The following is a 24,152-nucleotide window of genomic DNA, read 5'->3' on the forward strand; positions in this document are numbered from 1 at the left end:
GTTTATGCGGGCAGCTTTATAGGCGCTACTGCCGAATCGCGATTTCCAGCCACCAGCAGGCTAATGACGTATGCGCCGCAAAGTCACACCTAGGCATTTGCCGCATACGATGTAATAACTGCTCGCTGAAAACAGTTTAGGGAGAGTGAGACATCATGCCCGCTATAGTAGGCTTCGTCAAAGTAATCAGTGTCGGCTCCAGTGCTGTCGTTCAATTCGGTGATTCCGTTCAGATCTCTCCGTCCAGCTCATCCAAAACGTATGCGGGATCAGGCTCATTCCTCACTGGCGGTTTGACCAACTCAAACAATGCTGTCAGTTCGACGAATACAAGTGATCCGGATGTCCAAGACAATACGAATAATGAAGTTGCTAACGGAGTGAACATCTAATGCAGCTTACGGTTCATCAAACCATTACGATCCACCAGCTTCGTGTAGACAGCGTAGCAAACTCCTCCGTCCTGCAAGTTGGGACGGCTGGAGCGATTTCCTCCCTCTCGCAGATGTACAATTCAGGGGGCTTTAAAGAACCGGCACCTATGCTTAACGAAGAGCTTAGCACGGAGAATCCGCTGAACTTCGTTCCGCTGCCAAATCCGAATTAACAAGGAGGTGCCTCCGAGCGTATGCAACCGGCAAACACACCGCCTACTCCTTGGCAACTATGGACGGCGTTTAACCAGCATTTTCATAGGCTGCAATGTCAGCTCGATGAGCAGCAGGCTGTGATCAACCGGCTTAGCAAGCAGCTCGAGGCGCTGAATGTCCGTTTGGATGCTGCAGAGTCCAAGCCAAGCTATCATATTGACACGATTCAGTATCATTTTGACCAATTGAAGGTCGAGAAGCTCGATGGCACGCTGAACATTGGTCTGACGCCGCCTAACGAGGAGCAAATCAAAGAAATCGGCCAAATTGTCATGCCAAACGGCAACAGCACGGTAGTCGTCAACGATCCCGGACCTAAACCGAATAACGACAATCCGACTGTGAACAATCTCAAGCCCAATGTATTCCCAGCGCATCCTAGCAATGCTGGACCCGGAGGGGTATTACCCGATTCTCCCTATCCGGAAATCCGCTTAGTTATTGATCGCTACTTAGATCAGAATGCTCCGCAGCAGCTCAGTGAGCTTGAAGCAGAGCTCGGCCTTTCGCTCGACCCTTATCACCGCAGGCTCATCATTGAAGATATTCGCAAGCAAATGAGTGCCAGAATTCAGTTCTATATTCAAGCCGCGGATCGTGAGGGAAAAGGTGACGGTTCCTCCTCTGAAGGAGGTCACACGCTCAGCGATGCACAAATTCAAGAGACCATCATCGGGAAGACGACGCGCGACATCCACGCTGCGCTTCGCAGTTACTTGGCCCGATTGCAAAATTCGTGAGAAGGAGCCGCCTTACTATGCAGATGAATGTAGTGAACCACGTGCTTGCTGTCGGCAGTATTCAAATAACCGGGGTAGCGAGCGCAGCGATGCTTCAAATCGGCGATACCGAAGAGATTACGCTCATCTCCATGTTCGATACGCCTCCGGAATCGGTTATCGTTGGCCCGCTTGCACCGCTTGATGAACCGCAAGGTGCAAGCCGCGCAGAAGGAGAAGCCGATGTGTTCAAGAAAGAAACCATCGAGAAGCTGGAGGAGATGGGGTTATGAGAAGCCGTGCCCCGCTTCCGGCTGACAGTGGAGTAATATCGGACTACCCAGTGCGTGTATCCGAGGTTGGCGGATTGTACTTAACGAGCGTAGGCGGTGCTTCCGTAGTGCAAATCGGTGATCGCGCAGAAGTGAACGCTTCTCTTCGCGCATTAGCCGTACAGCGCGCCGCTGATCATGAGCAATCAGGTAAAGTTTATTTTGAGTCTTATTCCATATTCGATCGCAAAACGCCGACCTGGGACCCGCTTGGAACTGCGTCCGATGACGTACCAGCATTCATTCGGACAACCAACCTTGTGCCCACCATCAGTGTTGGTTGTATCGAAGTAATAGCCGTCAGCAGTGCGGCGACGGTACTAATCGGGAACGGCCTGAAAGTGCGCGGTGAATCAAGGGTCAAACATATCCGCCAATATGCCCGTGAGATGCCTGGCCGCAAACCCTTTGCTGCGCCTCCGTGTTGAGGCTATTGTAGGCTGCTGTACCGCAAGGCACATTACCCCGCATTTCCACTGCAGTCCCTTCTGGGCGAATGCGTAATTACAAACGTACCCCGTACAAACGTCCAATCGATTCCGTCTCAAAGGCATATATTACAAATGTGATATGAAACATCACAAATCAACCACTCAGGAGGTATGTACAGTGGGATATATGCAAGGTGTAGGCGGCGCAGGAGTAGGTTGCGGTGGCGGACCAGGCGTGCTTTGGACTAGTGCAGGCGTAATTCTTGTACTTTATATTTTGCTCGTTATCGTTCTTCGCGGCGGCTTTTTATGATCTCGATCTCCCAATAAACAAAAACCGGTCTTGCCTTCGGGCAGGGCCGGTTTTTGCTTTCACAGCGCTGCAGTCACTCCTTCGCCTTCTCAGACCAGACGCCGCTGCAGCAAGCACCTGCATCTGTAACGACAGCCTCAGACCGCCATCTCAATCAATGGACCGACACTGGAAGTGGTCGCCTCCGTACGTGTCATCGTGGATGAAGAGTAATTGATATCCAGTCGAAAATCCTAACCTGGATGTTGCCAAACGCAAACCTCATCTCACACTCCTCATTTTGCATGCCGCGAATATCTAACGAACCGTACGGGCGTCAGGCAGGTTTAGGCGATCTTGTTGTATGATATGCGATAACCTTCTCATTTCTTTTGGCCCGTCAACAGACAAAGCCCCAGAACTGAGGCTCTGTCAATAAATAATGCATACTGCAAATCTACTAAGTCTAGCGAACAAAGATAGGCCGCCAGAGGAGGACGAATACATAGACATGAAGTTTCCATGCGGAATACCATAATAGAATAAAAGGATTCAGGGAAAGAGGAAACGAGATGAGACTTCACCTTGGCCGTACAACTCTCAAATTCCAAGACAATAAAGCGAATGATGATAGAGTTTCGCATTCGTATAAAGAATTGGAGTGGGATGGCACCCAAAAGCTTCCATTGGAAGATGCCTCGGTAGATTTGGTGATGGCTTCGCATTGTCTTGAATATATGGAAAATCTTCAAGGCATATTGCTAGAGTTATATCGCGTTTGCCGGCATAAAGCAATCGTCTGTATCGTTGCTCCGTATGCGCAAGTGAGTTCTCATTTAGTCAATCCGCAATACAAGCAGCTATTCAACGAACATTCGCCTCGGTACTGGACCCGCTGCCTTGATAGCATCATCGATCATGAAGAGATTATGTTGTCGAAAAACGAAACTTGGACGTTGGTAGAAGGCAAGGAATCGCCAATAGATTATAGGGTACTTCGCATGGAGTTTTTTTACTTTCCAGCTTTTCAAACCTATGACCCTATTGAATTGTCACTTCTGAGGCAGTCTCAATTCAATGTAGCCTATCAAATTATGTACCATCTGTTAGTTGTTAAACAGCCCGTATCTAATGAAGAATTGCGCATCGTAAGCGAAATCGAACAGCTCGAAGAGCCGGAATACGTGCAAGATCAGCGGTTTACACGCGTAGTCGAAGATAGATCGCAACCCTTATTTTATACAGACCACATGTCGGCCATGCTGCCCAACCATAAACGCGATCAATCGCCTATAATAATCCAGAAGCCTTCCGTTTTGCCTAGTAAAACGAATAAAACAGAACGTGGAATGAGTAAAACCGGCGGGAATAAGAAACGGGGCACCAGCACTAAAAAATCGTTAGCCAAACGTACAGTGAAGTAGATTTCGTTGCGCAAGCTCGTCCGGGCAGAAAGTAAACCACATACAAAAGCCGACCTTCACGCGAAGGCCGGCTTTTGTATATTACTTCCACATCAGTCCAGCAAAGGAATATAGACATCCACCTCGGAAGGCCAATGCGGCTTATGCACGTTATAGATTTCAAGAGACATACCGCATTTATTATTGTTAAGAGCTTTCGCCTTCAGATAGGCATGAAGCAACTCATACGGGTCACCGTCTTGCACCCGAACCGTTACATAACGCTGTGATGGAATCGTGAACCCGATCATGCCTTCCGGTATCGCAGGCAGCGAATGAACCTCCATGCAGAACAAATACGTAAACAGCTGATCGCAGACGAACGAAGGACAAACGTAAATTCCGGCGTCCACAAGCTGTTTGATTTCGAATCTGCGGGCGATAAATGACTTCTTTAGCTGCTCGACCCGCTTCGGATCATGATCGGCAAAAACGGACGTGATCGCCATCCCTACATAATGCCGCTCGGGAAGCGTAATCTCCTGTACATCATCAATTGAATTCACAGCATCGTTCCCCCATCCACGAGATAAGCCGAGACTTTCCAATCTTTGGTGTTCAGCAATAGACTAGCCTCCCGCTACCCCACCGTCAAGCTAAATTTACCATATGTCCTTTCACGCACACCTAGGTCCTGTCTGCATTCGCTTCCCCTCAAACTACTTCTTCGAAGCGATCTCTTCGCTCAGCCGTTCGATGATGGCATCGATACGCATTGAACCGATATCCCCTTGTCCTCGCTGCCTCACTGCAACCATGTCAGAATGGCGCTCCGCTTCACCGATCACCAGCATATACGGCACTTTCTCCAGCTGTGCCTCGCGAATCTTATAGCCAAGCTTCTCACTGCGAATATCGACTTCGACTCGGACAGCGGATCGTTCAAGCACTTTTTTTAGTTCATACGCATAATCCAGATCAACACCTGAGACAGGTATAACCTTCACCTGAACCGGCGCCAGCCATAGCGGGAAAGCCCCGGCATAATGCTCTGTCAAGATGCCGATGAACCGGTCAATCGAACCATAGACGGCTCTGTGGATAACGATCGGTCGATGCTTCTGCCCATCCTCCCCGATGTACGACAACTCGAATTTCTCCGGCATTTGAAAATCAAGCTGAATTGTCGCGCACTGCCAGCTTCTCTTCAGCGCATCGAGAATATGGAAATCAATTTTTGGTCCGTAGAACGCGCCATCACCTGCATTTACGCGATAGGCAATCCCGCGATTGTTCAGTACCTGCGCAAGCGCAGCTTCCGCTTGATCCCATAACTCCGGCTCCCCCATCGAATCCTCCGGCCGAGTGGAGAGCTCTATCCGATACTCGAAACCAAACACTGCGTAAATGTCGTCGATGAGCGAGATGACGCGGCCAATCTCATCTTCAATTTGATCCGGTCTCACGAAGAGATGGGCATCATCCTGGCAGAATGTCCGCACTCGCATCATTCCGTTCAGCGCACCGGAATACTCATGACGATGCACTTGGCCGAATTCAGCGATCCGGATCGGCAGTTCCCGGTAGGAATGCAGGCTGTTTTTGTAAATTAACATATGACCCGGACAATTCATCGGTTTGAGCGCAAAGTCAGTCTCATCCACCTTAGTGAAATACATATTATCTTTGTAATGGTCCCAATGTCCGGATTGCTCCCACAGCCGCTGGTTCAGCATAAGAGGTGTCCGCACTTCGTCGTAATCGCGCTCCCGCTGCAGCTCTCGCGAGAACTGCTCAAGCTCGCTGCGAATTGTCATTCCTTTAGGCAGATAGAACGGCATTCCAGGCGCTTCTTCCGAGAACATGAACAGTCCGAGCTCCTTGCCGAGCTTGCGATGATCCCGTTTCTTCGCTTCCTCAAGCATACTCAGATGCTCTTCCAGCTGCGACTTCTTCGGAAACGCTGTACCGTATACTCGCTGAAGCACCGCATTCTCGGCATTCCCCCGCCAATAAGCTCCTGCGACAGACAACAGCTTAAATGCCTTTATCCGGCCAGTGGATGGCAGATGAGGTCCACGGCATAAATCCGAGAACTCCCCTTGATCATAGATGGAAATCTCCGCCGAGTCCGGTAAATCGCGAATCAATTCCACTTTCAAGGACTCTCCCTGCGCTTCAAAAAAGGCAAGTGCATCCTCTCGATTAACCACTCGCCGTATAATCGGCAGGTTCTGCTGGGCGATGCGCTCCATCTCTTTCTCAATTGTGAGCAGGTTAGCAGGTGTCAGCGGCTGCTCGATATCGATGTCGTAATAAAATCCGTCTTCAATAACAGGGCCTACGCCTAATTGCACGGCCTCATCGCCGTATATCCTCTTAATCGCCTGCGCCATCAAATGTGCTGTACTGTGACGAAGAACCGCCAACCCTGCATCACTATCGAGCGTAATCATCTCTACCTCACAATCCGCTTGAAGCGGATAACTGAGATCGACCACTCTACCGTTCACTTTGCCTGCCACCGCATTCTTCGCAAGCGCGGAGCTGATTGCCTTTGCCACATCAGCTACCGATACGCCTGCATCAAAACTTCTTACACCACCATTTTGCAGCTTCACCTTAATCCCATTTTCCACGAGTCTTCCTCCGATCTTGTAATTGAACGCAAAAAAACGCACATGTCCCAAGGGACGAGTGCGTTCAGACTCGTGGTTCCACCCTAATTCGACCCAGCCGATCACGATCAGTCGCGGGGTCCTTCTTAGCATCCGGTAACGGGGATAAATCGGTGCCATTTACAACCGCGACACAGAGTCGGACGGGTTCAATGTTACGGCTGCAAAGGGGTAACTCACATCTCAAGGCAGAAGGAGCTTGCAGCAATCGCCCCTCTCTCTGTGCAGCCTGACGTATGGGAATCATGTCTTTGGTCTTCGCCTGGTATGTTGCTGTGTTCCATATTATAGAGTCCTTCGGCACAAAGTTCAAGAGGAATATGCCCAATATTCAGATTATTGCAAGTTATGCAGTAATTTACGTTCGTTCGCAAGCAGTACCATATTCGCTTCATGCCGCTTTCGGAATCCGATTTTGTACCGATAGTCTTGCAGATTCATAAATGCTTCGAACACGCTCGATAACACGCCAAGATCATGCTGCTCTTCGCACAGCCTCAGATAATCCTCCGAGGCTTCGGCACGATGCATCATTTCATCTTGATCTGACGTCACACTGCCATGACTAGGGAGCAATAGAAGATTGGGAACCGACCATGCATACGCTGTGATTTTCTCCAGTGTGCTCCGGTATGTCGCGAAGGTGTCAAACACGAAGGGGAATTCAATGTCCGATACATAATCACCGGTAATGAGCATCCGGCAAGGCTCCACTAGGCACATCAATCCATCTCCGTTATGTCCATATGCGGTTCGGAAGGTCAGTACCGTTTCGCCAATGACCAGTTGCTCGCCATCTTGCTCGATGACATGGTCCACACGCGGAAATAAGATGTTGTATGGCCGGCTAATATAGAATTCATCATCCAGCCGCTCCACAACCGAAACCCGCTCCACTTTGTCCGGGTGATTAGCGAATGCCGTTCCCGCAATAACGCTGCAATCTGTGAATGAACCATAACCGACGATATGGTCAAAATCTGAGTGTGTAAAGAACAGATAAAGCGGCCGTTCACCTTTGACAGCATCGACATGCTTTCGAATCACAGCAAGTTCCGAAGGCAAATAATTCGGATCTACAATCAGGACAAGATCCTTTGTCTCGATGACAAAGCAGTTGGTCTGATAGAGTTCGCTTTGAAATACAGAAATGCCTTTCGATTGATAGGTTAGCATTGCTCACTCTCCTCCTTACAATCACATTTCGCGGGAATTGGAACTTCGGAGCCAAACGGATACGGTTCAAGTGGTGTCTGAAGCAGAGAAGAATACATCTCCGCATGCTGCCACGTCAAACTCTCAAGGGACAGTGGATCAAGGCTTACTTGCAGGCCGAGCCCATTGGATATGATCTCCAGCCGCTCTCCGTTGCGCGTTCTAATCTTCCGAACTGTCACGCTGGCAAACTCATTGGCAATCCGAATCTCTTGTTCTACCGACATCCTGCCGCCCCCTTCTATAAGAAAATACCTAAGCTACTGATTCCCATCGTCGTATGATCCAGTCGGACAAACCGTTTCGCCAGCTTCCAGACGCCAGCGTCGCCGCATTCCCGGATCGTATCTTCACGTTCACCTGACACCAAATCGTAGGCCGGGCTGTCAAAGCGGCTGCGAAACAGCAGCAGATTGCTGACGATGACGATTTCCACAGCACCTTCACTGCTCGCTCGAACATCGGCTATTCGGAAATTCGTCAGAAAATGTCTCGTTCGAGACGGAGGATCCTCCGCCCAGTTATAGTCAGAGAACGTCCGCTCCACCCGCATCTGGATGGATGCCAGATTCTCATTCATATGAAAGGCCTGATCGCTGAACGGGCTCGGTGCATGACGCTCACGAGTCAACCTGATCGGGATTTGATAGCGGATATCACTCGTCAGCAGTGCCATCCATTCCGTATAGTTTCCGTTGTCCAGCAGCTCAGCCTCATGGATCAGAAAACGCTGCCCCTCCTGCAGCAGCTGCTCTGTTCCTTGTTCAACAATTAGCGTTTCATTCCCCATAACAGTCCCGCTCCTCTCAAACGCCGCTAGGTTCATCTTCATCATCCAGCATCGTATTTACATAGGATTCATAGAAATAGCGCTGATTGCCTTCACCATATCGCGGATAGTAGGCAATGCCCGGGAGCGGCCATTCTTCGTCTCGTTTTGCTGTTCCCATCCCTTTCATGCCCATTTGAAAATTCAACTTCAAGTTGTTCTTCGCAAACCGATTGCCTGCCGTCTGCGTAATCGTCTCCCATGTCATCGAATCATCCATCTCGAATATCCCCGCCAAGCTGAACGTCGCTGAACCAGCGCGATAGGAAGCTTCCTTGAATTCCTGCGGCGTATTCTTGAACATCAGGAACCAGTTCCAAATTTCGATTTGATCCGGACCTTTCGGTCGCCACTGGCGCATGCTGATGAACGGCACCGGTGGCAAATCCCGCTCCGGCGTGACGGTCATAAGCAGAAACGAGCTGTTCGGAAAAATATTGCCAAGCATTTCCTTGGAGTCCCGAACGATCTCGAGTCCTTTCGGCTCCAGTCGATCCAGCCGGAAGGTATCAACGATTTCCTGCGGAAAATTCCAGTACGGCATTTCGATGACCTGTTCGGTTTTATCCAGCGAAATGTCGACGCAATGCCCGTTGCCGGCAAGAATTTGCTCGCCGTTCATATTGGCCAGCATGGAGAATGGCGAGGACCCCACTTCATAGGCCGAGTGGTGCAGGAATATCAGATGATACGCATCACCGCTGAAGTTCTCCGCCGCAACTTTCCAATTGGCGTTCACAATCCAGCGCTGAGGCTCACCGATAACCTCGAGCCCTTCATCCTGCAAACCAAACAGCAGATCCAGGTAGTACTTGCTGTCTGCCAGGTACTCCTCAAGCGGCGGTGTCTCCTTATCCAAACAGGCGAAAATCAACCCATGAATCGTATCGCACCGCGCCGTAAGCAAGCCCCAATCCTTCTTGTTCAACCCATTGTACGCATGCTTCTGGGCAGGCATTCCGATCAGATTCCCGTTGTTTTTGTAAATGAATCCATGATAGGGACAGCGAAAATGCGAGGCATTTCCTTTCTCCGCCCGGCATACCCGAACGCCGCGATGGACGCAGGCATCCAGCATGACTCGGATCTCTCCGGACTCATCACGGTTCACGATGAACGGATCTTCGCCAATATAGCGGAGCACATAATCGCCTGCGGATGGAATTTCCGATTCGTGGCCGACATAAATCCATTTTTTCGTAAAAATCTTCTCCATTTCAAGCTCATACAGCTCGCGGTCATTGAAGATGCCTACGGGGATAATACCTTCTTTCAAGCTCTCTCTCATCTCGCGGAGCAGCGATTTGGCATGGCTGTATGCCGGCGCACCTTTTGTCTCTGTTTTCATCGTCTCGCACCTCGCTCTTCTAATGGATTAGTAGGGATTGAACGTAAGCCAGTTCGCGTATTCACGCACGCTTTCATAGAATGGCCGCGAAGGCTCGTAGCCGATTTCTTCACGCGCTTTCGTAATATCGAAGGTGCCGTAATGGTCCAGCTCAGAGAAGCGGCCATCCCCGACTTCAATCACGGCGTCCGGGTATAGCTCCTGCACGAATGCGATGAGCTCACCGAACGTTGTTTTGTAACCAGCAGTAATGCTGTATACATAGCTCTTCATATCCTCTGCTTCCATCGCACAAATGCAGGCTTGTGCCACGTCCTTCACATGTACATACTGAAAGCCGTAGTCGCGTCCTTCCTTCAGGTATGTCGGCACTCCTTTGATCGCATTCACGATCAGATCCTTCATGTAGCACTGCATAAACTGTCCCGGCCCATAGAGCCAGCCCGGTCGCAGCGAAGGAATCTCCAAGCCGTACAAATTGCGATAACCATAAGCCAGCTTCTCCGTAAATACTTTCGTAGCACCGTACACCCCGCTCGGATGGAGCGGTACATCCTCCGTCACCGTACCCAGCTCAGCATTGTTGCCGTAAGCGTACTCGGAACTCAGATTGACCACTCGTTTGATACCGGACAGCCTAGCTGCTTCGAACATATTCGTCGTGCCAACTGCATTGGTCATGACTGTCTGGTACGGGATATCAATGGCTGTGACCGGATGGGAGATTGCAGCCGTATGAATAATTCGGTCGATCTTATAGGTGCGAATAGTCTCCAGAATAAGAGGCAAATCAAGCAAATCACCTTGTATATAGGTGAGGGATTCATCTCCCCCGTTATCCTTCACTCTGCGATCGTAGCTTACGACGCGGTAGCCGCGCTCTCTCAGCATCGGAACCAAATTTGAACCTAAGAAACCCATACCGCCGGTTACTAGAATATTCATTTGCTATTCCTCCCTATTTCTCGTCTGCCAGTTGATTGATAAATGACGGATTGTACAGCTTGCTCATATCCGGAAGCTCATCGATAAATTTCAGTTCCTTCAGAAAAGCACCGACCTGTTCGCCGTTATACTTTACGGATGTGTACGCCTCTTCTTCTTTCTGCGATTCCACGTTGTCGTTCAGATCGTATACTTTCACACCTTCAAGGGAGATCTTGAATTCCTCCGGCGTAATCTCCGCGTGTTTCGCCATAATGGCGATCGCTTCGTCTGGACTGTCCTTCAAGAAACTTACGGCATCGAACCAAGCAGCCATCACATTCTTCACATCTTCTGGACGATCCTTGATAATACTTTCGCGGAAAGCGATGGTGTCCATGAGCAGTCCCGGCGTCTCCTTCGAGGAGAAAAGCAGCTTCCCCTTGCCGGAGCTCAGCGTTTCACTCAGGAATGGCTCCCAGATGACAGCGGCGTCGATTTTGCCTGCAAGGAAGGATGAGCCTGCATCGGCAATTGCCATGTTGAAGTAGTTAATATCCTTCTCCGATAATCCATGTTGCTTGAGGACCGTCAGCATGAAGAATTGATCCACCGTACCAAGTTCAGTCGCAATTCGCATGCCTTTCAAATCTTCGAAGCTTTTGATCGAGGGGTCGACGACAAATCCATCAGCGCCGTCGGAGTAATCGATAATCATCGGAATTTGCAGCTTAATGCCTTTGCCCACCGGCGGCAGCGTGTCACTGAGTGTTTGGCTGTTGGCGTCTACATTGCCGGAATTCAGCGCCGATAAGCCGTCGCTATAGCTAGGGAACCATTCGAGCTCCACATCAACGCCGTGTTTCTCGAAGAACCCTTTCTCCTGCGCCACATACCAGAGAAAATAGGTCGGGAACGGATTCAGGCCGATTTTGAGCGGATCACTGGATTTCTCCGTGCCACCGCCATTGTTGCTTGCGCAGCTGCTCAGCAGCAAACCTGCCATTATGCATGTTGTGATGATGGATAATACACGCTTTTTCATGGTTCGTTCCCTCCACTCGATTAACTTAAAGCGATTGTAAACCTTTGTGCTACACAAAAGTCAATCGCAATGTTATATTTTATAACATGAGTAGTGAAGTGAGGTGATTTACCTATGAAAGAACGGCTGTCGATTAGCGAAATGGCGCAGCTGCGCGGGATTTCTGCCGAAACGCTTCGTCATTACGACAGAATCGATCTGTTTAAGCCTCAGCAAGTCGATCCTCATACCGGCTACAGGTACTATTCGATTTTTCAATATGAGGTTCTGGGTACGATTAAAGAGCTGCGACAGCTTGGGATGAACACGAACGAAGTAAAGCAATATTTCAATGAGCGCAATATTAAGAATTCAACGGACCTTTTGGCAGCCAAACACGAAGAGCTCGTCCTTAAACTACAAGAAATGACAGCACTCGAGGAGAATATCCGCGATAAGCTGGCTTTTCTACGAGAGGTTATTGCCGAGGTTGGCAGCCCTGCCGTCACTATACGTCAGCTGGAGCGTCGGAAATTATTCACGCTGCATCAGAAGATTAACAGCAACCTGGAGCTGTGTTATGGCGTGCTGGGGCTGGAAAACAGGCTTACGGAGACGGCTCCGATACTGGCTAGCAACAGGCTAGGCGTCTTGTTATCACAGGAAGACTTGGAGGCTCGTCAATTCGAGTCGCCGTCTACGATCTTCGTTGTGGCTAAGCGTGCTACTACTGTTCCGAAGGGGAATCTGATTACAATTCCAGCCGGTTCGTTTGCCTGTATCCGCTACTATGGGGAGTTGTGGAATCGCAGTGAAAGTCTCGACACATTGTGCCGCAAGCTTGAAGAGGATGGATATGAGATAACAGGGGATGCGCTGCAAATTATGCAGGTGGACATTACGATTACCGATAATCCGAGCGAGGTTATGTTTGAGATTCAAGTCCCTATCCAGAAGAAAACAGCAGCTATCGCGGCGCATGAGCCGCAATAGCTGCTGTTTTCATTCGTTCTATTCTTTAGCGGAAAGCTCAGCATATTTCTCTGCGTACCGCGTCACCGACTGCACATAAGTCGCATGAGACCATGTGAGAGGCGCTACGGAAAGCGGACTGCCGTCAAGCGGATGCAATTGCTCTGGCAGCACACCGCTTGATAGTGCGTGTTCGACTACCCAATTGATCGTTTCGCGAGGACGGACCAGATCGCTTAACTGCTTCGCCGATTCAATCTCGAAGTTCGCAATCCACAGTGTACAGATGATCCATGGATTACCCGGCACATTCTCAATATCCCCGGATTGCTGGAAGTAATAGTCGTTCGTGTAACGCGCAACGCCACCGACATGTGTTCGGATGGTCAGCCCATCACGAATCGCATTCATTGTCTTAATGACGCGTTCATCCTCAACAGGCAGCACACCGAATTCCCAGATGCCGAACAAGCTGCTCTCCAAGGTCATATCCTTCACCCAGCGGTTATCCTTCTGAATTAAACCGCGCGCGAATCTGCCTGACTCTTCATCCCAGAGATGAGTAAGCATTCCGTGCTTGATGGATTGCGCCGTATTGCGAAGATGATCGCTGCGTTCGTAATCCCCAAACAGCTCTGTGAAGAATGCTGCCGCCATTAATCCGCCGTACACAGAGGCAACGGTATAGGTCCATATGCCGTAACGTTCTTCCCACAGATCATAGCTAGGCTTCGGAAGCGATAAGCTGTGCTCCATATACTGACTCAAGAAGGCTGCGCCTTTGCGAATCAGGTTGTTATAGAGCGACTGCGGCAGCTCGATGACTTGATGCCGCGTATAATCCCTCCAAAGTGCGAACAGCACTAACGCTGTTTCGTCCTCTTGAATCGGCAAGCGCCTGCTGCCCTGCACGATATACGGATGCCAGCTGGAGCCTACCGTTCCGTCGGGATTGTATTTGTGAAACAAATACCCGTCCGGTGACAGCGTCTGCGCACAGAATTGGAAGAACGGCGCGATTACGCTTTGGAAACCTGCAGCAGACATCGCATCGGCAATCAATGCTCCGTCACGCGGCCACATATAACTGTAGTGGTCGCGATTGTATTGCAGAATATCCGTATCGTTCGCTGCTACAATTGCTCCCCGCTCATCGGTTTGCGTCCGAACGAGCAGCAAGCTTAATCGGAACATGTTCGCCGCTTCTTCATTCAGATCACCCAGATTATTCTCTGCGCGATGGAGCCAGTGCTTCCAATAGATCACAATTCGGCTCAGCAATTTCTCCGGATGGCTCTCCTGCACGTACTGATTAAGCGATTTGACCTCTTCCAAATTCTTGCCGATCGACATCCAATAATAGACCGTCTTCTCCCCGCCAGCAGGCACAACCGTACGGAAGCTGATCGTACTGTCAACAGATCCTTGCGCGATGGAGTTGCCCATCAGCGTTCCGTCCTCAGCATCCCGCCAGGTTCCTTCTGCGGATTGGAATCGTTTGATCCCCGTCGTATATTGCATGATGCCGCCTTCGTCCGAGAAGCCGTTGAACATGAAATACGAAGACCGTTTGTAGTGGTAAAGCGTATGGTTCTCCGGATAATAGGCCGCCGTGTCTCCTACCTCCGAACCGTCAATCATGAGGTCATGATGAAAGAACAAACGGAATTCACGCGGATCCGAACCTAGATTTCGCACGACGACGCGTTTGATGTAGATGCATTCCCGCTGATGAATGCCGTCATTCATATGCAGCTCCACAGCAAGTCGTTCGTTACGCGCGATGACATTGGTTACAAGTGAATCCTCGACGTAAGACAGCTCAAACTTCCATTCCGGATCTTCCAGCCAGGAAAACTGTCCCCCTGCCCATATCCCAAATCGACAATATTGGCCGCCCACATGATTCAGTTGACCGACGAAAGGATAGTAAATGTCTCGGATGTAGTTGTTTCGGTCCAAATTAATCAGTATTTTACCATTGCCAATTACGAGATGACGGGCCATGGATGACTCTCCTTTCGATTAGGCGCAATTGCACTATACAACGACATATAGGCTTTCGCTGAACGCGTCCAGCTGATATCTTCTTTGGCGCCATTGGCCACGATTCGCTGCCACACTTCTTCATCCCGATAGAACTCGAGTGCTCTGCGAATCGTAAAGAGGAGATCATGCGCGTTATAGTTTGTAAAGCTAAATCCGTTTCCTTCGCCTGTAAACTCGTTATAAGCCTGAACGGTGTCCTTCAAACCGCCAGTCTCACGGACGATCGGAACAGACCGGTAACGCAGAGCCAGAAGCTGGCTAAGTCCACAAGGCTCGAACTGCGAAGGCATCAAGTACATATCACTGCCGGCATAGATTCTGCGAGCCAGACCGTCGTTAAACCCAAACCAAGTCGTAACCTGACCAGGCTTCTTCAGCTCTGCACGGCGGAACATTTGCTCGAAGTTCCAATCACCGGAACCTAGCACGACCAACTGTACATCTTCCTTCAAGATTTGCTCCAGCACCGCTTCAATCAAATCAAACCCCTTCTGATCGACCAGCCTGGAAACGATGCCGATTAGCGGCGTCGACTCCGATTCCGTCAGCCCCAGCTCACGCTGCAGTGCAAGCTTATTCTTCCTTTTGCGAGGCAATGATCCTCGATAGGGAACGTCCACGGCAGGATCATTCATCGGATCGAACAGCACCGTGTCGATACCATTCACGATACCGACCAAATCTTCCGAACGGTAACGCAGCAGCCCTTCAAGCTTCTCCCCATACGCTTCCGTCTTGATTTCCTCCGCGTAGGTAGGGCTCACTGTCGTCAGCTTGTCCGCATACCGCAGACCACCCATCATGCAGTTGCCTGCACCGTAGAAATCAATGCCTTCCGAGCCAAACAATTCATCGCCGGAACCAAGCAGATCCTTCAGCAGCTCTCGGCCGAATACCCCTTGATATCTTAAATTATGAATCGTGTACACAGAAGCGATGTCTCGGCATGCCGGGTCGTGTTTGTATCTGGTTTTGAGCAGGAACGGAATAAGTCCGGTTTGCCAATCATGGCAATGAATAATATCAGGCCGGAAATCCATGTGATAGAGCGACTCCATCACAGCAAAGCAGAAAAATACGAAACGCTCCGCATCATCGCCATATCCGTAAAGAACACCGCGCTTGAAATAAAACTCGTTATCAATCAAATAGTAGACAATGCCGTCAATCTCGGCCTTGAGCAGGCCGCAGTACAGGTCTCTCCAGCCCAGCCGCACGTTGAAAGTAGCAATGGTCTCGAACTGTTCCGCCATAGCAGCCGGAATCGTATCGTACTTGGGCAGAATGACGCGTACATCCGCGCCGACTTTAGAACGCAGTGCTTTCGGCAATGCGCCGGCCACATCAGCGAGGCCGCCCGTCTTAACGAGCGGCACCGCCTCAGAAGCAGCGAATAAAACATTCATCGTATGGTTTCACCTCTACTCAACTTCTATCTCTCTAGATTCGCAATCGAACAGTTCTTCTTGCATGCATTAGATCACTTTCCGCTTAACCGCAAGGAAAGGAGATACTTCGGCACCGCGCAGCTCGCGGCTGCGTTCTACGGTAACATCTTTGTCGAGGATGACATGATCCACGAAGCTATGCTCACCGATTATGCCGTTTTGCATAATGATGCTGTTGCGCACAACAGCTCCTTTTCGTACATGTACGCCCCTGAACAAAATGCTGTTGATCACTGTGCCTTCGATGATACAGCCGTTTGCAACGAGTGAATTTGATGTCTTAGCGCCTTCCGCGTAGCGAGCCGGCGGCTCATCCTTAACCTTCGTATAGATCGGACCCGGTTCGAAGAACAGGCTCTTCCATACTTCCGGACGAAGAAGCTGCATGTTGTTCTTGTAATAGCTGTTCAGCGTATTTACTACACCGAGATAACCATCATAAGCGTAGCTTTGAATGTGGAGTTGGTTCACTCGCGACATAATCGCATGGCGCACAAGATGATCCTGCCCTTGTGCAAGCGAAGTGTCTACCAGCTCAAGCAGCAGTTCCTTGCGCATTAAGTACATTTCCATCGAGATCAGATCGCTCTCCAGCCGGCCGTAATGATCCTGCATAGCCGTGACGCGCCCTTTCTCGTCCGTTTGCAGCTTACGAGCTTTCCCGCCAAACAACTCCGTTTGCTCTTTCGTAACGACCGTAATATCCGCGCCGCTTGCTTTGTGCGACGACAACATGGCGTCATAGTCCACATTGCAAATCATATGACTGCGTGCAACAAGCACGTACTCTTGCGACGAGCGCGTAAAGTAGTCGCGGTGCTGATAGAAGTGATAGAGATCACCGCGCCGTACCTCATTAACGTCATCCGTTACAGGCGGCATGATGAACAAACCGCTCTGACGATGATGTAAATCCCAATGCTTGCCGGAACCCAAATGGTCAATAAGCGAACGATATTTGGTTTGCGCGAACACGCCAACTTTCGTAATGCCTGAATTGACCATGCTGGAAAGCGTGAAATCAATTAGCCGAAACCGTGCACCAAACGGGACAGTAGCCAAGCAGCGGTTAGCGGTCAAGGTCTCCATCTCATCGGATTCGTGAATTAGATTAATGACACCTAGTATGTTGGAGTTCATGACTGCTCTACCTCCTGCAATGAATGAGAAGCCGTAACGAGTTCATCACTTCCTATAACAGTAACCGCACTCTTATCCGGATTGCCGATGATAACACCTTCACCAATGATCGCTCCTTCGCCAATAATAGCACGGTAGATACGAGCCCCTTTGCCGATCTTCACGTTCGGCATAATCACGGATTCACGTACTTGACTGTCAATGCCGGACTGAACGCCATGGAACAATACCGATCGATGTACGAGTCCTTCAACCAGGCAGCCCTCCGTAATGAGCGAGTCTACGATATCCGCTGTAGCCGCAGAGTAATGCGCCGGCCGATTCGGGTTGACGGAGTAAATGCGCCAATCACGGTCGTTCAGATCAAGTGCCGGCTTCTCCGACAGCAGATCCATATTGGCTTCCCACAGACTTTCGAGCGTACCGACATCCTTCCAATACCCGTCAAACGTGTACGACTGAAGCTTCACGCCGTCTTGCAGCATGGCCGGAATGATGTCTTTACCGAAGTCATTGCCGGATAACCGATTCGCTTCATCGCGAACCAAATACTGCTGCAATACCGGCCAGGAGAAAATATACACACCCATCGATGCCAAATTGCTCGTCGGCACTTTCGGTTTCTCTTCAAACGAAGTGATGGCACCTTCATCATCGACATGCATAATCCCGAAGCGGCTCGCTTCCTTCCAGCCCACTTCAATGCACGCAATCGTAACATCGGCACCGCGCTCCTCATGCTCTCGCAGCATGAGCTCATAATCCATTTTATAAATGTGATCACCTGAAATCACTAATACATAATCAGGATCATACCGATCGATAAACCCCATATTTTGATAGATAGCATTTGCGGTGCCTTTGTACCACATACCGCCCTTTTGCTTCACATAAGGAGGAAGTATTGCCATTCCGCCGTCGCGTCGGTCAAGTCCCCATGGACTGCCGATTCCAAGATAGGTGTTCAGGACCAGCGGCTGATATTGCGTCAGAACGCCGATTGTGTCGATGCCCGAATGTGCACAGTTGCTTAGAGTAAAATCGATAATTCGGTACTTCCCGCCAAAATGGACCGCCGGCTTTGCTACATCTTTCGTTAGCACGCCGAGCCTTTTTCCTTCTCCTCCGGCAAGAAGCATGGCCACCATACGTTTTCTGCCCATGGACACACTCTCCTTCTATACTGCAACGGCTTGCTGCAGTAGGTGTAATGATTGCTGTCAATCCGTGCTACGTTGTAAAGCGATCATTGCGGTCAAGTGACTCCTTGGCAAATACCAGTAATTGAATGGATAGCGGCGGAAGTTCCAGCGAAATGCTGCTAGGCCTTCCATGCCATGGTGTCGACTTGCTATATAGAACTTCCGGGATGTCCGTTAAGACACCACCGAAGGTTGCCGCCTCACTGTGCAATGCGATCCGGTATTCACCGGATTCCGGTACGCCGATTCGATAGTCGGAGTAGTTGTGATAGGAGAAATTGCAGACAACAATCGTGAACTCGTTCGTCGCATGTCCGCGGCGCATAAAGACGATGACGCTCTGCGCGGCGTTATGAACGTCAATCCATTCAAACCCGCCGGGGTCACAATCCCGCTCCCACAGCGATGGCTGCTCGCCATATATATGATTAAGGGATTTTACGTAATGGTGCATGCTCCCGTGAGCACGATAGTCAAGAAGCTGCCAATCAAGTGCCTCAGCGTCTTTCCATTCGTCAAACTGACCCCACTCACCACCCATAAAGAGCAGTTTCTTGCCCGGATGCGTCATCCAATAGCCGTAGAATAAGCGGAGCTGCGCGAATTTCTGTTCATAGTTGCCTGACATTTTGTTCAAGAGCGAACGCTTCCCATGAACGACCTCGTCGTGTGAAAGCGGCAATACGAAATTTTCAGAGAATGCATAAACGAGAGAGAAGGTGATGAGATTGTGATGCCGCATGCGATCGTTTGGATCAAGCGCCATATAGCGCAGCATGTCATTCATCCAACCCATATTCCATTTGAAGTTGAAGCCAAGGCCGCCCATGTAAGTAGGAGAGGTAACGGCTGGCCAAGAAGAAGAGTCTTCGGCAATCATTAAAGCATCCGGAAAATACTGAAAAACGGTTTCGTTCAAACGTTTCAGAAAACGGATGGCATCGGTATTCTCCGTGCCGCCAAAAGCATTGTAGGTGTAAAGCTCAGGAGGTTTGTCAAAATGAAGATCGATCATACTGGCAACGGCATCCACGCGCAGACCGTCGATATGGAAAACGTCCATCCAATAGATCGCATTGGAAATTAGAAAACTTTGCACTTCCGTACAGCTAAAGTCGAAAGCAAGTGTCCCCCACAACGGTTTCTCAGCCAGCTTCCAGTTCTTCCCTTCGAAGATCGGTGTCCCATCAAACAGGCGCAAGCCATGATCATCCTTACAGAAATGACCGGGAACCCAGTCCAAGATGACTCCGATCCCGCGCTGATGGCAGCGATCGATGAGATGCATGAGCTGCTCAGGTGTTCCGTATCGACTCGTAGGTGCATAATAGCCAGTCGCTTGATAACCCCAAGATTGGTCAAGCGGATGCTCGGTAATAGGGAGCAGCTCGATATGGGTATACCCCATCTCTACGACGTAATCCACAAGCGCGCCTGCCATCTCTTCGTAGGTCCAGAACAGCTCCTTGCCCCAATTGCGCCATGAACCAAGGTGAACCTCGTACGTGAGCATCGCTTCGTGATAAGGACTGTCTTCTAGCTTACGCTGATGCCAGTCTCCATCATTCCAGTTAAAATGGAATACTTCTGCAACAACCGATGCGGTGCTTGGCCGCAGTTCGGATTGAAACGCATAAGGGTCCGATTTAAGCAGCAGAGCCCCATCATGGGTTTGAATTTCGTACTTGTACACCGTCCCCGGCCCAATACTTGGAATAAATAAGCTCCATACGCCGGTTTCGCCAAGAAGCTCCATCTCATGTTGATACCCATTCCATTCGTTGAACAAACCAACAATTCGAACATGCTTGGCATTGGGAGCCCAAACGGTGAATCGAACGCCGGTTTCATCGCCGAGACGAATCGGGTGCGCGCCGAAAGTACGGTAACTATGAAATAAATTTCCTTTGTTAAAAAGATATAAATCGCGCAATGAAAGACCGATTGCAGCCGCATTAGCCATAATGGCATGCACCTCCCCTAGTGTAGCTATTGTTAAGGTATTGTCATGTTTACTAACGCAGGCGCGATTTTTATTTCATTATACACTCTCTTTTTAAAGTTGGCACCCTATTTTCTGAAAATTTTGATTCGTTCGCTATTTCATCCTTTGTTATCTAGATGTCATATTTGTCAAGAAAAATTTTTGTCAGATTTTGGCGTAAAATAAAGAAAAAACAGTCCACTAGGGACAGTTAGTAGATTCGTATATTATGACTGATTATGACAATATTTTCTTCATCCGATATTCACGCGGCGTCGTGCCGAAGCGCTTCTTGGACAATCGGAAGAAATGGCTCTGGTTGATTACGCAACGTACGCGGCTAACTTGCCGTCACCTTGACTTCACTAACCCCATCTCGATAAGATAAGCATGGTGTAACCAACTTATGGAGGTGCGATATGAATTCCTTTTCCTTTCAGAACCCAACGAAAATCGTCTTCGGCAGCGGTACAGTCAGTCAATTAGGCGAGCTGACTGAAGCTTACGGCAAGACGGTTCTTCTCGTTTACGGATCCGGCAGCATCAAGAAAACCGGCCTATATGATGAAGTCATCACGCAATTGAAATCCATCGATGCGAAAGTCGTGGAACTTTCCGGTATTGAGCCGAACCCTCGTCTAACCTCCGTTAACCGCGGAATCGAGCTGTGCCGCAGCGAGAAGGTCGACCTCGTGCTTGCAGTTGGGGGCGGCAGTGTACTGGATGCAGCCAAAGCGATTGCAGCAGGCGCGCTCTACGACGGTGATGTTTGGGATTTCATGATGCAAAAGGCCGCTGTTGCCGACGCGCTCCCAATCGGCACTATTCTGACGCTATCGGCTACTGGCTCCGAAATGAACGGCAATGCCGTCATTTCAAACTGGGAAACTAAGCAGAAACGTGCATTCAGCAGCATGCACGTCTACCCGCGTTTCTCGATTTTGGACCCGACGCTTACGTTCTCCGTACCGCGTGACCAAACGGTAAACGGCGTTGTCGATATCATGTCACATGTATTTGAACAGTACTTTACACTGACGCCTAACGCGCCGCTGCAAGAACGTCTGTGCGAATCAATTCTCCAGACGGTTATCGAGAACGCGGAGATCGCGCTAGAGAATCCGGAGAATTACGATGCGCGCGCGAATTTGATGCTCTGCGGCACAATGGCCTTGAACGGCGGCCTAATCAGTGTCGGCACCCAGAACGATTGGGCTTCACATGGCATCGAGCATGAAATCAGTGCCATCTACGACATCCCGCATGGCGCAGGATTGTCCATTGTGTTCCCGAACTGGATGAAATATGTGCATCAGGAGCGGATTGACCGCTTCACGCAATATGCTGAACGCGTATGGGGCATTGAACGCGGGGACAAATCGGACGAGGAACTGGCGCAGGCCGGCATCGAAGCAACACGTGCCTTCTTCACACGCATTGGCGCACCGGCAACACTGGCTTACTACAACATTGGCCGAGACAATTTAGACACGATGGCTAAAGAAGCCGTCCTCTTCGGGCCGCTTGGCAACTTCAAGAAGCTGCAAGAAGCAGATGTCCGTCAAATTCTAGAGCTATCGCTGTAACGTACCACGAATTCCTAAACAAATAGGCTGTCCCTAACCCTTCATCCGTATGGATGTGGTTAAGGACAGCCTTTTTCCGCCGTTAAATCTGAAGCTGCTTCAGGTTGTAGAATTCGCCTTTGCGCGTAATCAGCTCATCGAATGTGCCGATCTCTGCAATACGCCCTTGCTTCATCACGACGATCCGATCAGCATCGCGAATCGTGGACAACCGATGAGCGACGATGAACGTTGTTCTGCCTTTGATCAGCTCCTGCATTGCTTTCTGGACATGGTACTCCGATGCATTATCGAGTGCTGATGTTGCTTCATCCAAGATAATCACTTTCGGATTACGGATGAGTGCCCGCGCAATCGCAATCCGCTGGCGCTGCCCGCCGGACAGCTTGCCGCCGTGCTCGCCTACCTTCGTATGGATGCCATTCGGCAGTCGCTTGATCATCTCTGACAAGTTCGCCATTTCGATGGCTGCATAGATTTGCTCATCCGTAATATTCGGCAAGCCGTACACGATATTATCGCGGATCGTACCGGAAAACAAAATGTTCGTTTGCGGCACAACCGAAATGAATTTACGATATTCCCGAAGATCAATATCATCAATGTTTACGCCGTCGATCGTCAGCTTACCGCCTGTCGGCTGCAAGAATCCTGTGACCAGATTAAGTATCGTCGACTTCCCTGCCCCGGATTCCCCGACAAAGGCGATGCATTCGCCGGCTTTCACCTTCAGCGTCACTTCTTCCAAGACATGATGCTCAGAGCCCGGATAAATCAGCTGAATATCTTCAAAAGCAATTTCCCCGCTAATCTCGCGCAGCTTGAGCTTGCCATCGTTGCGTTCGATCTCCTGCGAGTTCAGAATTTCCGTAATCGAATAAATCGACTCGAACCCTTTCGCCATATTCGGATAGGTCGTAATCAAGGCAGATACCGAACCAAGGATCATACTGAAGAAGCCTTGATACATGACGATATTGCCAACCTCGATCTGCCCTTTGTAAGCGAGAAAAGCAGTGAACAACAAGCAGAACACCTGGAACAGCTGGAACGTCACCCAGTTGGAAGCTCCAAAATAAGCTTCGGCGATATCGAGCCTTAGTCCTTTCCCTTGCAGCTTGCGCAGCGTTCCGTCAATGCGCTCGATCTCCACTTCTTCCAAGCCGTGAGCTCTCGTGACCGGAATCATCTCGACCATCTCTGACATTTTGGAAGACATCTTCTCGATCTCTTTGCGGAATTCTTTATTGGTCGAACTGATTTTCTTGCGGAATATCCGCACGAGCAGAATGGCTGCCGGAATCGTCATCACGAAGAAGAGCGAGACCGACCAGCTGTTGCGCACAGTAATGATGATCGACACGATAATATTGATAAGTGCAGGCATCAGTGTCAGCATCACTTGCTTGGACAGCTGCTCAACCGCCTCAACATCCCGAAGCACCTTCGACTGAAGCCTGCCCGCTTGCAGGTCGCGATGGTACGTAATCGACAGCTGCTGAAGCTTACGGACAAGTGCGCTTCGAATACCGGCCTCGACATGTCTGATGGCACGGCTCATGTACGAGACGTACCAAGTATGTGTCGGAATATTTTGCAGGATAACAACTACAATGACGGCGAAGTTTATCCATAATTCGCGTTCCGAGTGTGCGCTTGGCTGGCTGACAATGTTGATAATGTTGGCCGTCACAATCGGCAATACAAAGATCGGCGAGCTCTTCACGATGTAAAATAACAACGAAAACAGCAGGTTTGTAAAATTACCCCGATAGAGTGCAATCAGAAATTTTACGGGACTTTTCTCTTCCAGCGTTGCAGCCTGCTGAAAGGTGTGTTCATAATTTAAGCGGGCTTTCTCTATTTTCTCCAATGTGCTCCCATCCTTCATGCAGCAACAAATACTAAGACGTCTTTGGCTATCTT

Annotated in this window: 23 protein-coding genes; 9 read left to right on the forward strand and 14 right to left on the reverse strand. The window is 49.9% G+C overall.

All coding sequences use genetic code 11. The features are described from left to right. Nucleotides 1–155: 155 nt before the first annotated feature. The 7 genes from AC506A_RS08445 (at nt 156) to AC506A_RS08475 (ending at nt 3,848) form a co-directional block, all read left to right on the forward strand. Entirely contained in the window at nt 156–392 is a 237-nt protein-coding gene (locus tag AC506A_RS08445) for a spore germination protein (protein WP_090978156.1), read from the forward strand. Then, nucleotides 392–607: a spore germination protein GerPB gene (locus tag AC506A_RS08450; RefSeq protein WP_091215337.1), complete on the forward strand. Its 216-nt coding sequence runs from the start codon at nt 392–394 to the stop codon at nt 605–607. Before AC506A_RS08445 ends, AC506A_RS08450 begins: the two co-directional genes overlap by 1 nt. 21 nt (nt 608–628) lie before the next feature. Then, nucleotides 629–1,390, forward strand: coding sequence for a spore germination protein GerPC (gene gerPC, locus AC506A_RS08455; RefSeq protein WP_495460499.1), 762 nt, complete (start codon nt 629–631; stop codon nt 1,388–1,390). Nucleotides 1,391–1,407: 17 nt separating this feature from the next. After that, nucleotides 1,408–1,662 carry a spore germination protein GerPD gene (locus AC506A_RS08460; RefSeq protein ID WP_495460500.1) on the forward strand — a complete coding sequence of 85 codons (255 nt, stop codon included), beginning with the start codon at nt 1,408–1,410 and terminating at the stop codon, nt 1,660–1,662. Further along, the gene (locus AC506A_RS08465) at nt 1,659–2,129 is read left to right on the forward strand and encodes a spore germination protein GerPE (protein WP_495460501.1); all 471 of its coding nucleotides are present in this window, start codon (nt 1,659–1,661) and stop codon (nt 2,127–2,129) included. The genes AC506A_RS08460 and AC506A_RS08465 overlap by 4 nt, the downstream gene beginning before the upstream one ends. A 190-nt stretch (nt 2,130–2,319) precedes the next feature. Next, a complete protein-coding gene (locus tag AC506A_RS08470) occupies nt 2,320–2,445 on the forward strand; it encodes a YjcZ family sporulation protein (protein ID WP_495461002.1) in 126 nt (41 codons plus the stop codon). Between the two features lie 551 nt (nt 2,446–2,996). Next, nucleotides 2,997–3,848 carry a methyltransferase domain-containing protein gene (locus tag AC506A_RS08475; protein ID WP_495460502.1) on the forward strand — a complete coding sequence of 284 codons (852 nt, stop codon included), beginning with the start codon at nt 2,997–2,999 and terminating at the stop codon, nt 3,846–3,848. Between the two features lie 92 nt (nt 3,849–3,940). Here the strand turns inward: AC506A_RS08475 and AC506A_RS08480 are convergent, their stop codons facing one another. From AC506A_RS08480 to AC506A_RS08515, 8 genes are all read right to left on the reverse strand, one after another. Then, nucleotides 3,941–4,393: a GyrI-like domain-containing protein gene (locus tag AC506A_RS08480; RefSeq protein WP_495460503.1), complete on the reverse strand. Its 453-nt coding sequence runs from the start codon at nt 4,391–4,393 to the stop codon at nt 3,941–3,943. A gap of 153 nt (nt 4,394–4,546) precedes the next feature. After that, nucleotides 4,547–6,466: a threonine--tRNA ligase gene (gene thrS / locus AC506A_RS08485; protein ID WP_495460504.1), complete on the reverse strand. Its 1,920-nt coding sequence runs from the start codon at nt 6,464–6,466 to the stop codon at nt 4,547–4,549. Nucleotides 6,467–6,841: 375 nt separating this feature from the next. Then, nucleotides 6,842–7,681 (reverse strand): MBL fold metallo-hydrolase, encoded by an 840-nt coding sequence (locus AC506A_RS08490; protein WP_495460505.1) that lies wholly within the window; start codon nt 7,679–7,681, stop codon nt 6,842–6,844. Further along, complete coding sequence (locus tag AC506A_RS08495) at nt 7,675–7,947, reverse strand: hypothetical protein (protein WP_495460506.1); 273 nt, start codon at nt 7,945–7,947, stop codon at nt 7,675–7,677. The genes AC506A_RS08490 and AC506A_RS08495 overlap by 7 nt, the downstream gene beginning before the upstream one ends. Nucleotides 7,948–7,961: 14 nt before the next feature. Further along, nucleotides 7,962–8,510 (reverse strand): aromatic-ring-hydroxylating dioxygenase subunit beta, encoded by a 549-nt coding sequence (locus AC506A_RS08500; protein ID WP_495460507.1) that lies wholly within the window; start codon nt 8,508–8,510, stop codon nt 7,962–7,964. A gap of 16 nt (nt 8,511–8,526) precedes the next feature. Beyond that, nucleotides 8,527–9,897: an aromatic ring-hydroxylating oxygenase subunit alpha gene (locus AC506A_RS08505; protein ID WP_495460508.1), complete on the reverse strand. Its 1,371-nt coding sequence runs from the start codon at nt 9,895–9,897 to the stop codon at nt 8,527–8,529. 27 nt (nt 9,898–9,924) lie between these two features. Next, nucleotides 9,925–10,842 carry an NAD-dependent epimerase/dehydratase family protein gene (locus AC506A_RS08510; protein ID WP_495460509.1) on the reverse strand — a complete coding sequence of 306 codons (918 nt, stop codon included), beginning with the start codon at nt 10,840–10,842 and terminating at the stop codon, nt 9,925–9,927. 13 nt (nt 10,843–10,855) lie between these two features. Further along, nucleotides 10,856–11,866, reverse strand: a complete 1,011-nt coding sequence (locus AC506A_RS08515; RefSeq protein ID WP_495460510.1) for an ABC transporter substrate-binding protein — start codon at nt 11,864–11,866, stop codon at nt 10,856–10,858. Between the two features lie 114 nt (nt 11,867–11,980). Here AC506A_RS08515 and AC506A_RS08520 point away from each other — a divergent pair, with 114 nt between their 5' ends. After that, nucleotides 11,981–12,838 (forward strand): MerR family transcriptional regulator, encoded by an 858-nt coding sequence (locus AC506A_RS08520; protein ID WP_495460511.1) that lies wholly within the window; start codon nt 11,981–11,983, stop codon nt 12,836–12,838. 18 nt (nt 12,839–12,856) lie between these two features. Here the strand turns inward: AC506A_RS08520 and AC506A_RS08525 are convergent, their stop codons facing one another. From AC506A_RS08525 to glgB, 5 genes are all read right to left on the reverse strand, one after another. After that, nucleotides 12,857–14,824, reverse strand: a complete 1,968-nt coding sequence (locus AC506A_RS08525) for a glycoside hydrolase family 15 protein (protein ID WP_495460512.1) — start codon at nt 14,822–14,824, stop codon at nt 12,857–12,859. Then, a complete protein-coding gene (gene glgA, locus AC506A_RS08530; protein WP_495460513.1) occupies nt 14,806–16,272 on the reverse strand; it encodes a glycogen synthase GlgA in 1,467 nt (488 codons plus the stop codon). Before glgA ends, AC506A_RS08525 begins: the two co-directional genes overlap by 19 nt. 69 nt (nt 16,273–16,341) lie before the next feature. Then, nucleotides 16,342–17,454 carry a glucose-1-phosphate adenylyltransferase subunit GlgD gene (gene glgD, locus AC506A_RS08535; RefSeq protein ID WP_495460514.1) on the reverse strand — a complete coding sequence of 371 codons (1,113 nt, stop codon included), beginning with the start codon at nt 17,452–17,454 and terminating at the stop codon, nt 16,342–16,344. Next, nucleotides 17,451–18,617, reverse strand: coding sequence for a glucose-1-phosphate adenylyltransferase (locus tag AC506A_RS08540; protein ID WP_495460515.1), 1,167 nt, complete (start codon nt 18,615–18,617; stop codon nt 17,451–17,453). Before AC506A_RS08540 ends, glgD begins: the two co-directional genes overlap by 4 nt. Before the next feature lie 67 nt (nt 18,618–18,684). Then, entirely contained in the window at nt 18,685–20,619 is a 1,935-nt protein-coding gene (gene glgB, locus AC506A_RS08545; protein WP_495460516.1) for a 1,4-alpha-glucan branching protein GlgB, read from the reverse strand. Nucleotides 20,620–21,059: 440 nt separating this feature from the next. Between glgB and AC506A_RS08550 the strand changes: the two genes are divergently transcribed. Then, entirely contained in the window at nt 21,060–22,226 is a 1,167-nt protein-coding gene (locus AC506A_RS08550) for an iron-containing alcohol dehydrogenase (RefSeq protein WP_495460517.1), read from the forward strand. Nucleotides 22,227–22,308: 82 nt separating this feature from the next. On the opposite strand, the gene AC506A_RS08555 is transcribed toward AC506A_RS08550, so the two are convergent. Then, a complete protein-coding gene (locus AC506A_RS08555) occupies nt 22,309–24,099 on the reverse strand; it encodes an ABC transporter ATP-binding protein (RefSeq protein WP_495460518.1) in 1,791 nt (596 codons plus the stop codon). Between the last annotated feature and the right edge of the window lie 53 nt (nt 24,100–24,152).

Source organism: Paenibacillus sp. N22P23, from assembly GCF_059383735.1.

Bases quoted from the DNA above. Each gene is read 5' to 3' on its own strand.
- AC506A_RS08465 (WP_495460501.1), top strand. From the start codon at position 1,659: ATGAGAAGCCGTGCCCCGCTTCCGGCTGACAGTGGAGTAATATCGGAC.
- AC506A_RS08475 (WP_495460502.1), top strand. From the start codon at position 2,997: ATGAGACTTCACCTTGGCCGTACAACTCTCAAATTCCAAGACAATAAA.
- AC506A_RS08445 (WP_090978156.1), top strand. From the start codon at position 156: ATGCCCGCTATAGTAGGCTTCGTCAAAGTAATCAGTGTCGGCTCCAGT.
- glgA (WP_495460513.1), bottom strand. From the start codon at position 16,272: ATGAATGTTTTATTCGCTGCTTCTGAGGCGGTGCCGCTCGTTAAGACG.
- AC506A_RS08450 (WP_091215337.1), top strand. From the start codon at position 392: ATGCAGCTTACGGTTCATCAAACCATTACGATCCACCAGCTTCGTGTA.
- AC506A_RS08505 (WP_495460508.1), bottom strand. From the start codon at position 9,897: ATGAAAACAGAGACAAAAGGTGCGCCGGCATACAGCCATGCCAAATCG.
- AC506A_RS08550 (WP_495460517.1), top strand. From the start codon at position 21,060: ATGAATTCCTTTTCCTTTCAGAACCCAACGAAAATCGTCTTCGGCAGC.
- AC506A_RS08540 (WP_495460515.1), bottom strand. From the start codon at position 18,617: ATGGGCAGAAAACGTATGGTGGCCATGCTTCTTGCCGGAGGAGAAGGA.
- AC506A_RS08500 (WP_495460507.1), bottom strand. From the start codon at position 8,510: ATGGGGAATGAAACGCTAATTGTTGAACAAGGAACAGAGCAGCTGCTG.
- AC506A_RS08460 (WP_495460500.1), top strand. From the start codon at position 1,408: ATGCAGATGAATGTAGTGAACCACGTGCTTGCTGTCGGCAGTATTCAA.
- AC506A_RS08520 (WP_495460511.1), top strand. From the start codon at position 11,981: ATGAAAGAACGGCTGTCGATTAGCGAAATGGCGCAGCTGCGCGGGATT.
- AC506A_RS08470 (WP_495461002.1), top strand. From the start codon at position 2,320: ATGCAAGGTGTAGGCGGCGCAGGAGTAGGTTGCGGTGGCGGACCAGGC.
- glgB (WP_495460516.1), bottom strand. From the start codon at position 20,619: ATGGCTAATGCGGCTGCAATCGGTCTTTCATTGCGCGATTTATATCTT.
- AC506A_RS08490 (WP_495460505.1), bottom strand. From the start codon at position 7,681: ATGCTAACCTATCAATCGAAAGGCATTTCTGTATTTCAAAGCGAACTC.
- glgD (WP_495460514.1), bottom strand. From the start codon at position 17,454: ATGAACTCCAACATACTAGGTGTCATTAATCTAATTCACGAATCCGAT.
- AC506A_RS08515 (WP_495460510.1), bottom strand. From the start codon at position 11,866: ATGAAAAAGCGTGTATTATCCATCATCACAACATGCATAATGGCAGGT.
- AC506A_RS08495 (WP_495460506.1), bottom strand. From the start codon at position 7,947: ATGTCGGTAGAACAAGAGATTCGGATTGCCAATGAGTTTGCCAGCGTG.
- gerPC (WP_495460499.1), top strand. From the start codon at position 629: ATGCAACCGGCAAACACACCGCCTACTCCTTGGCAACTATGGACGGCG.
- AC506A_RS08525 (WP_495460512.1), bottom strand. From the start codon at position 14,824: ATGGCCCGTCATCTCGTAATTGGCAATGGTAAAATACTGATTAATTTG.
- AC506A_RS08510 (WP_495460509.1), bottom strand. From the start codon at position 10,842: ATGAATATTCTAGTAACCGGCGGTATGGGTTTCTTAGGTTCAAATTTG.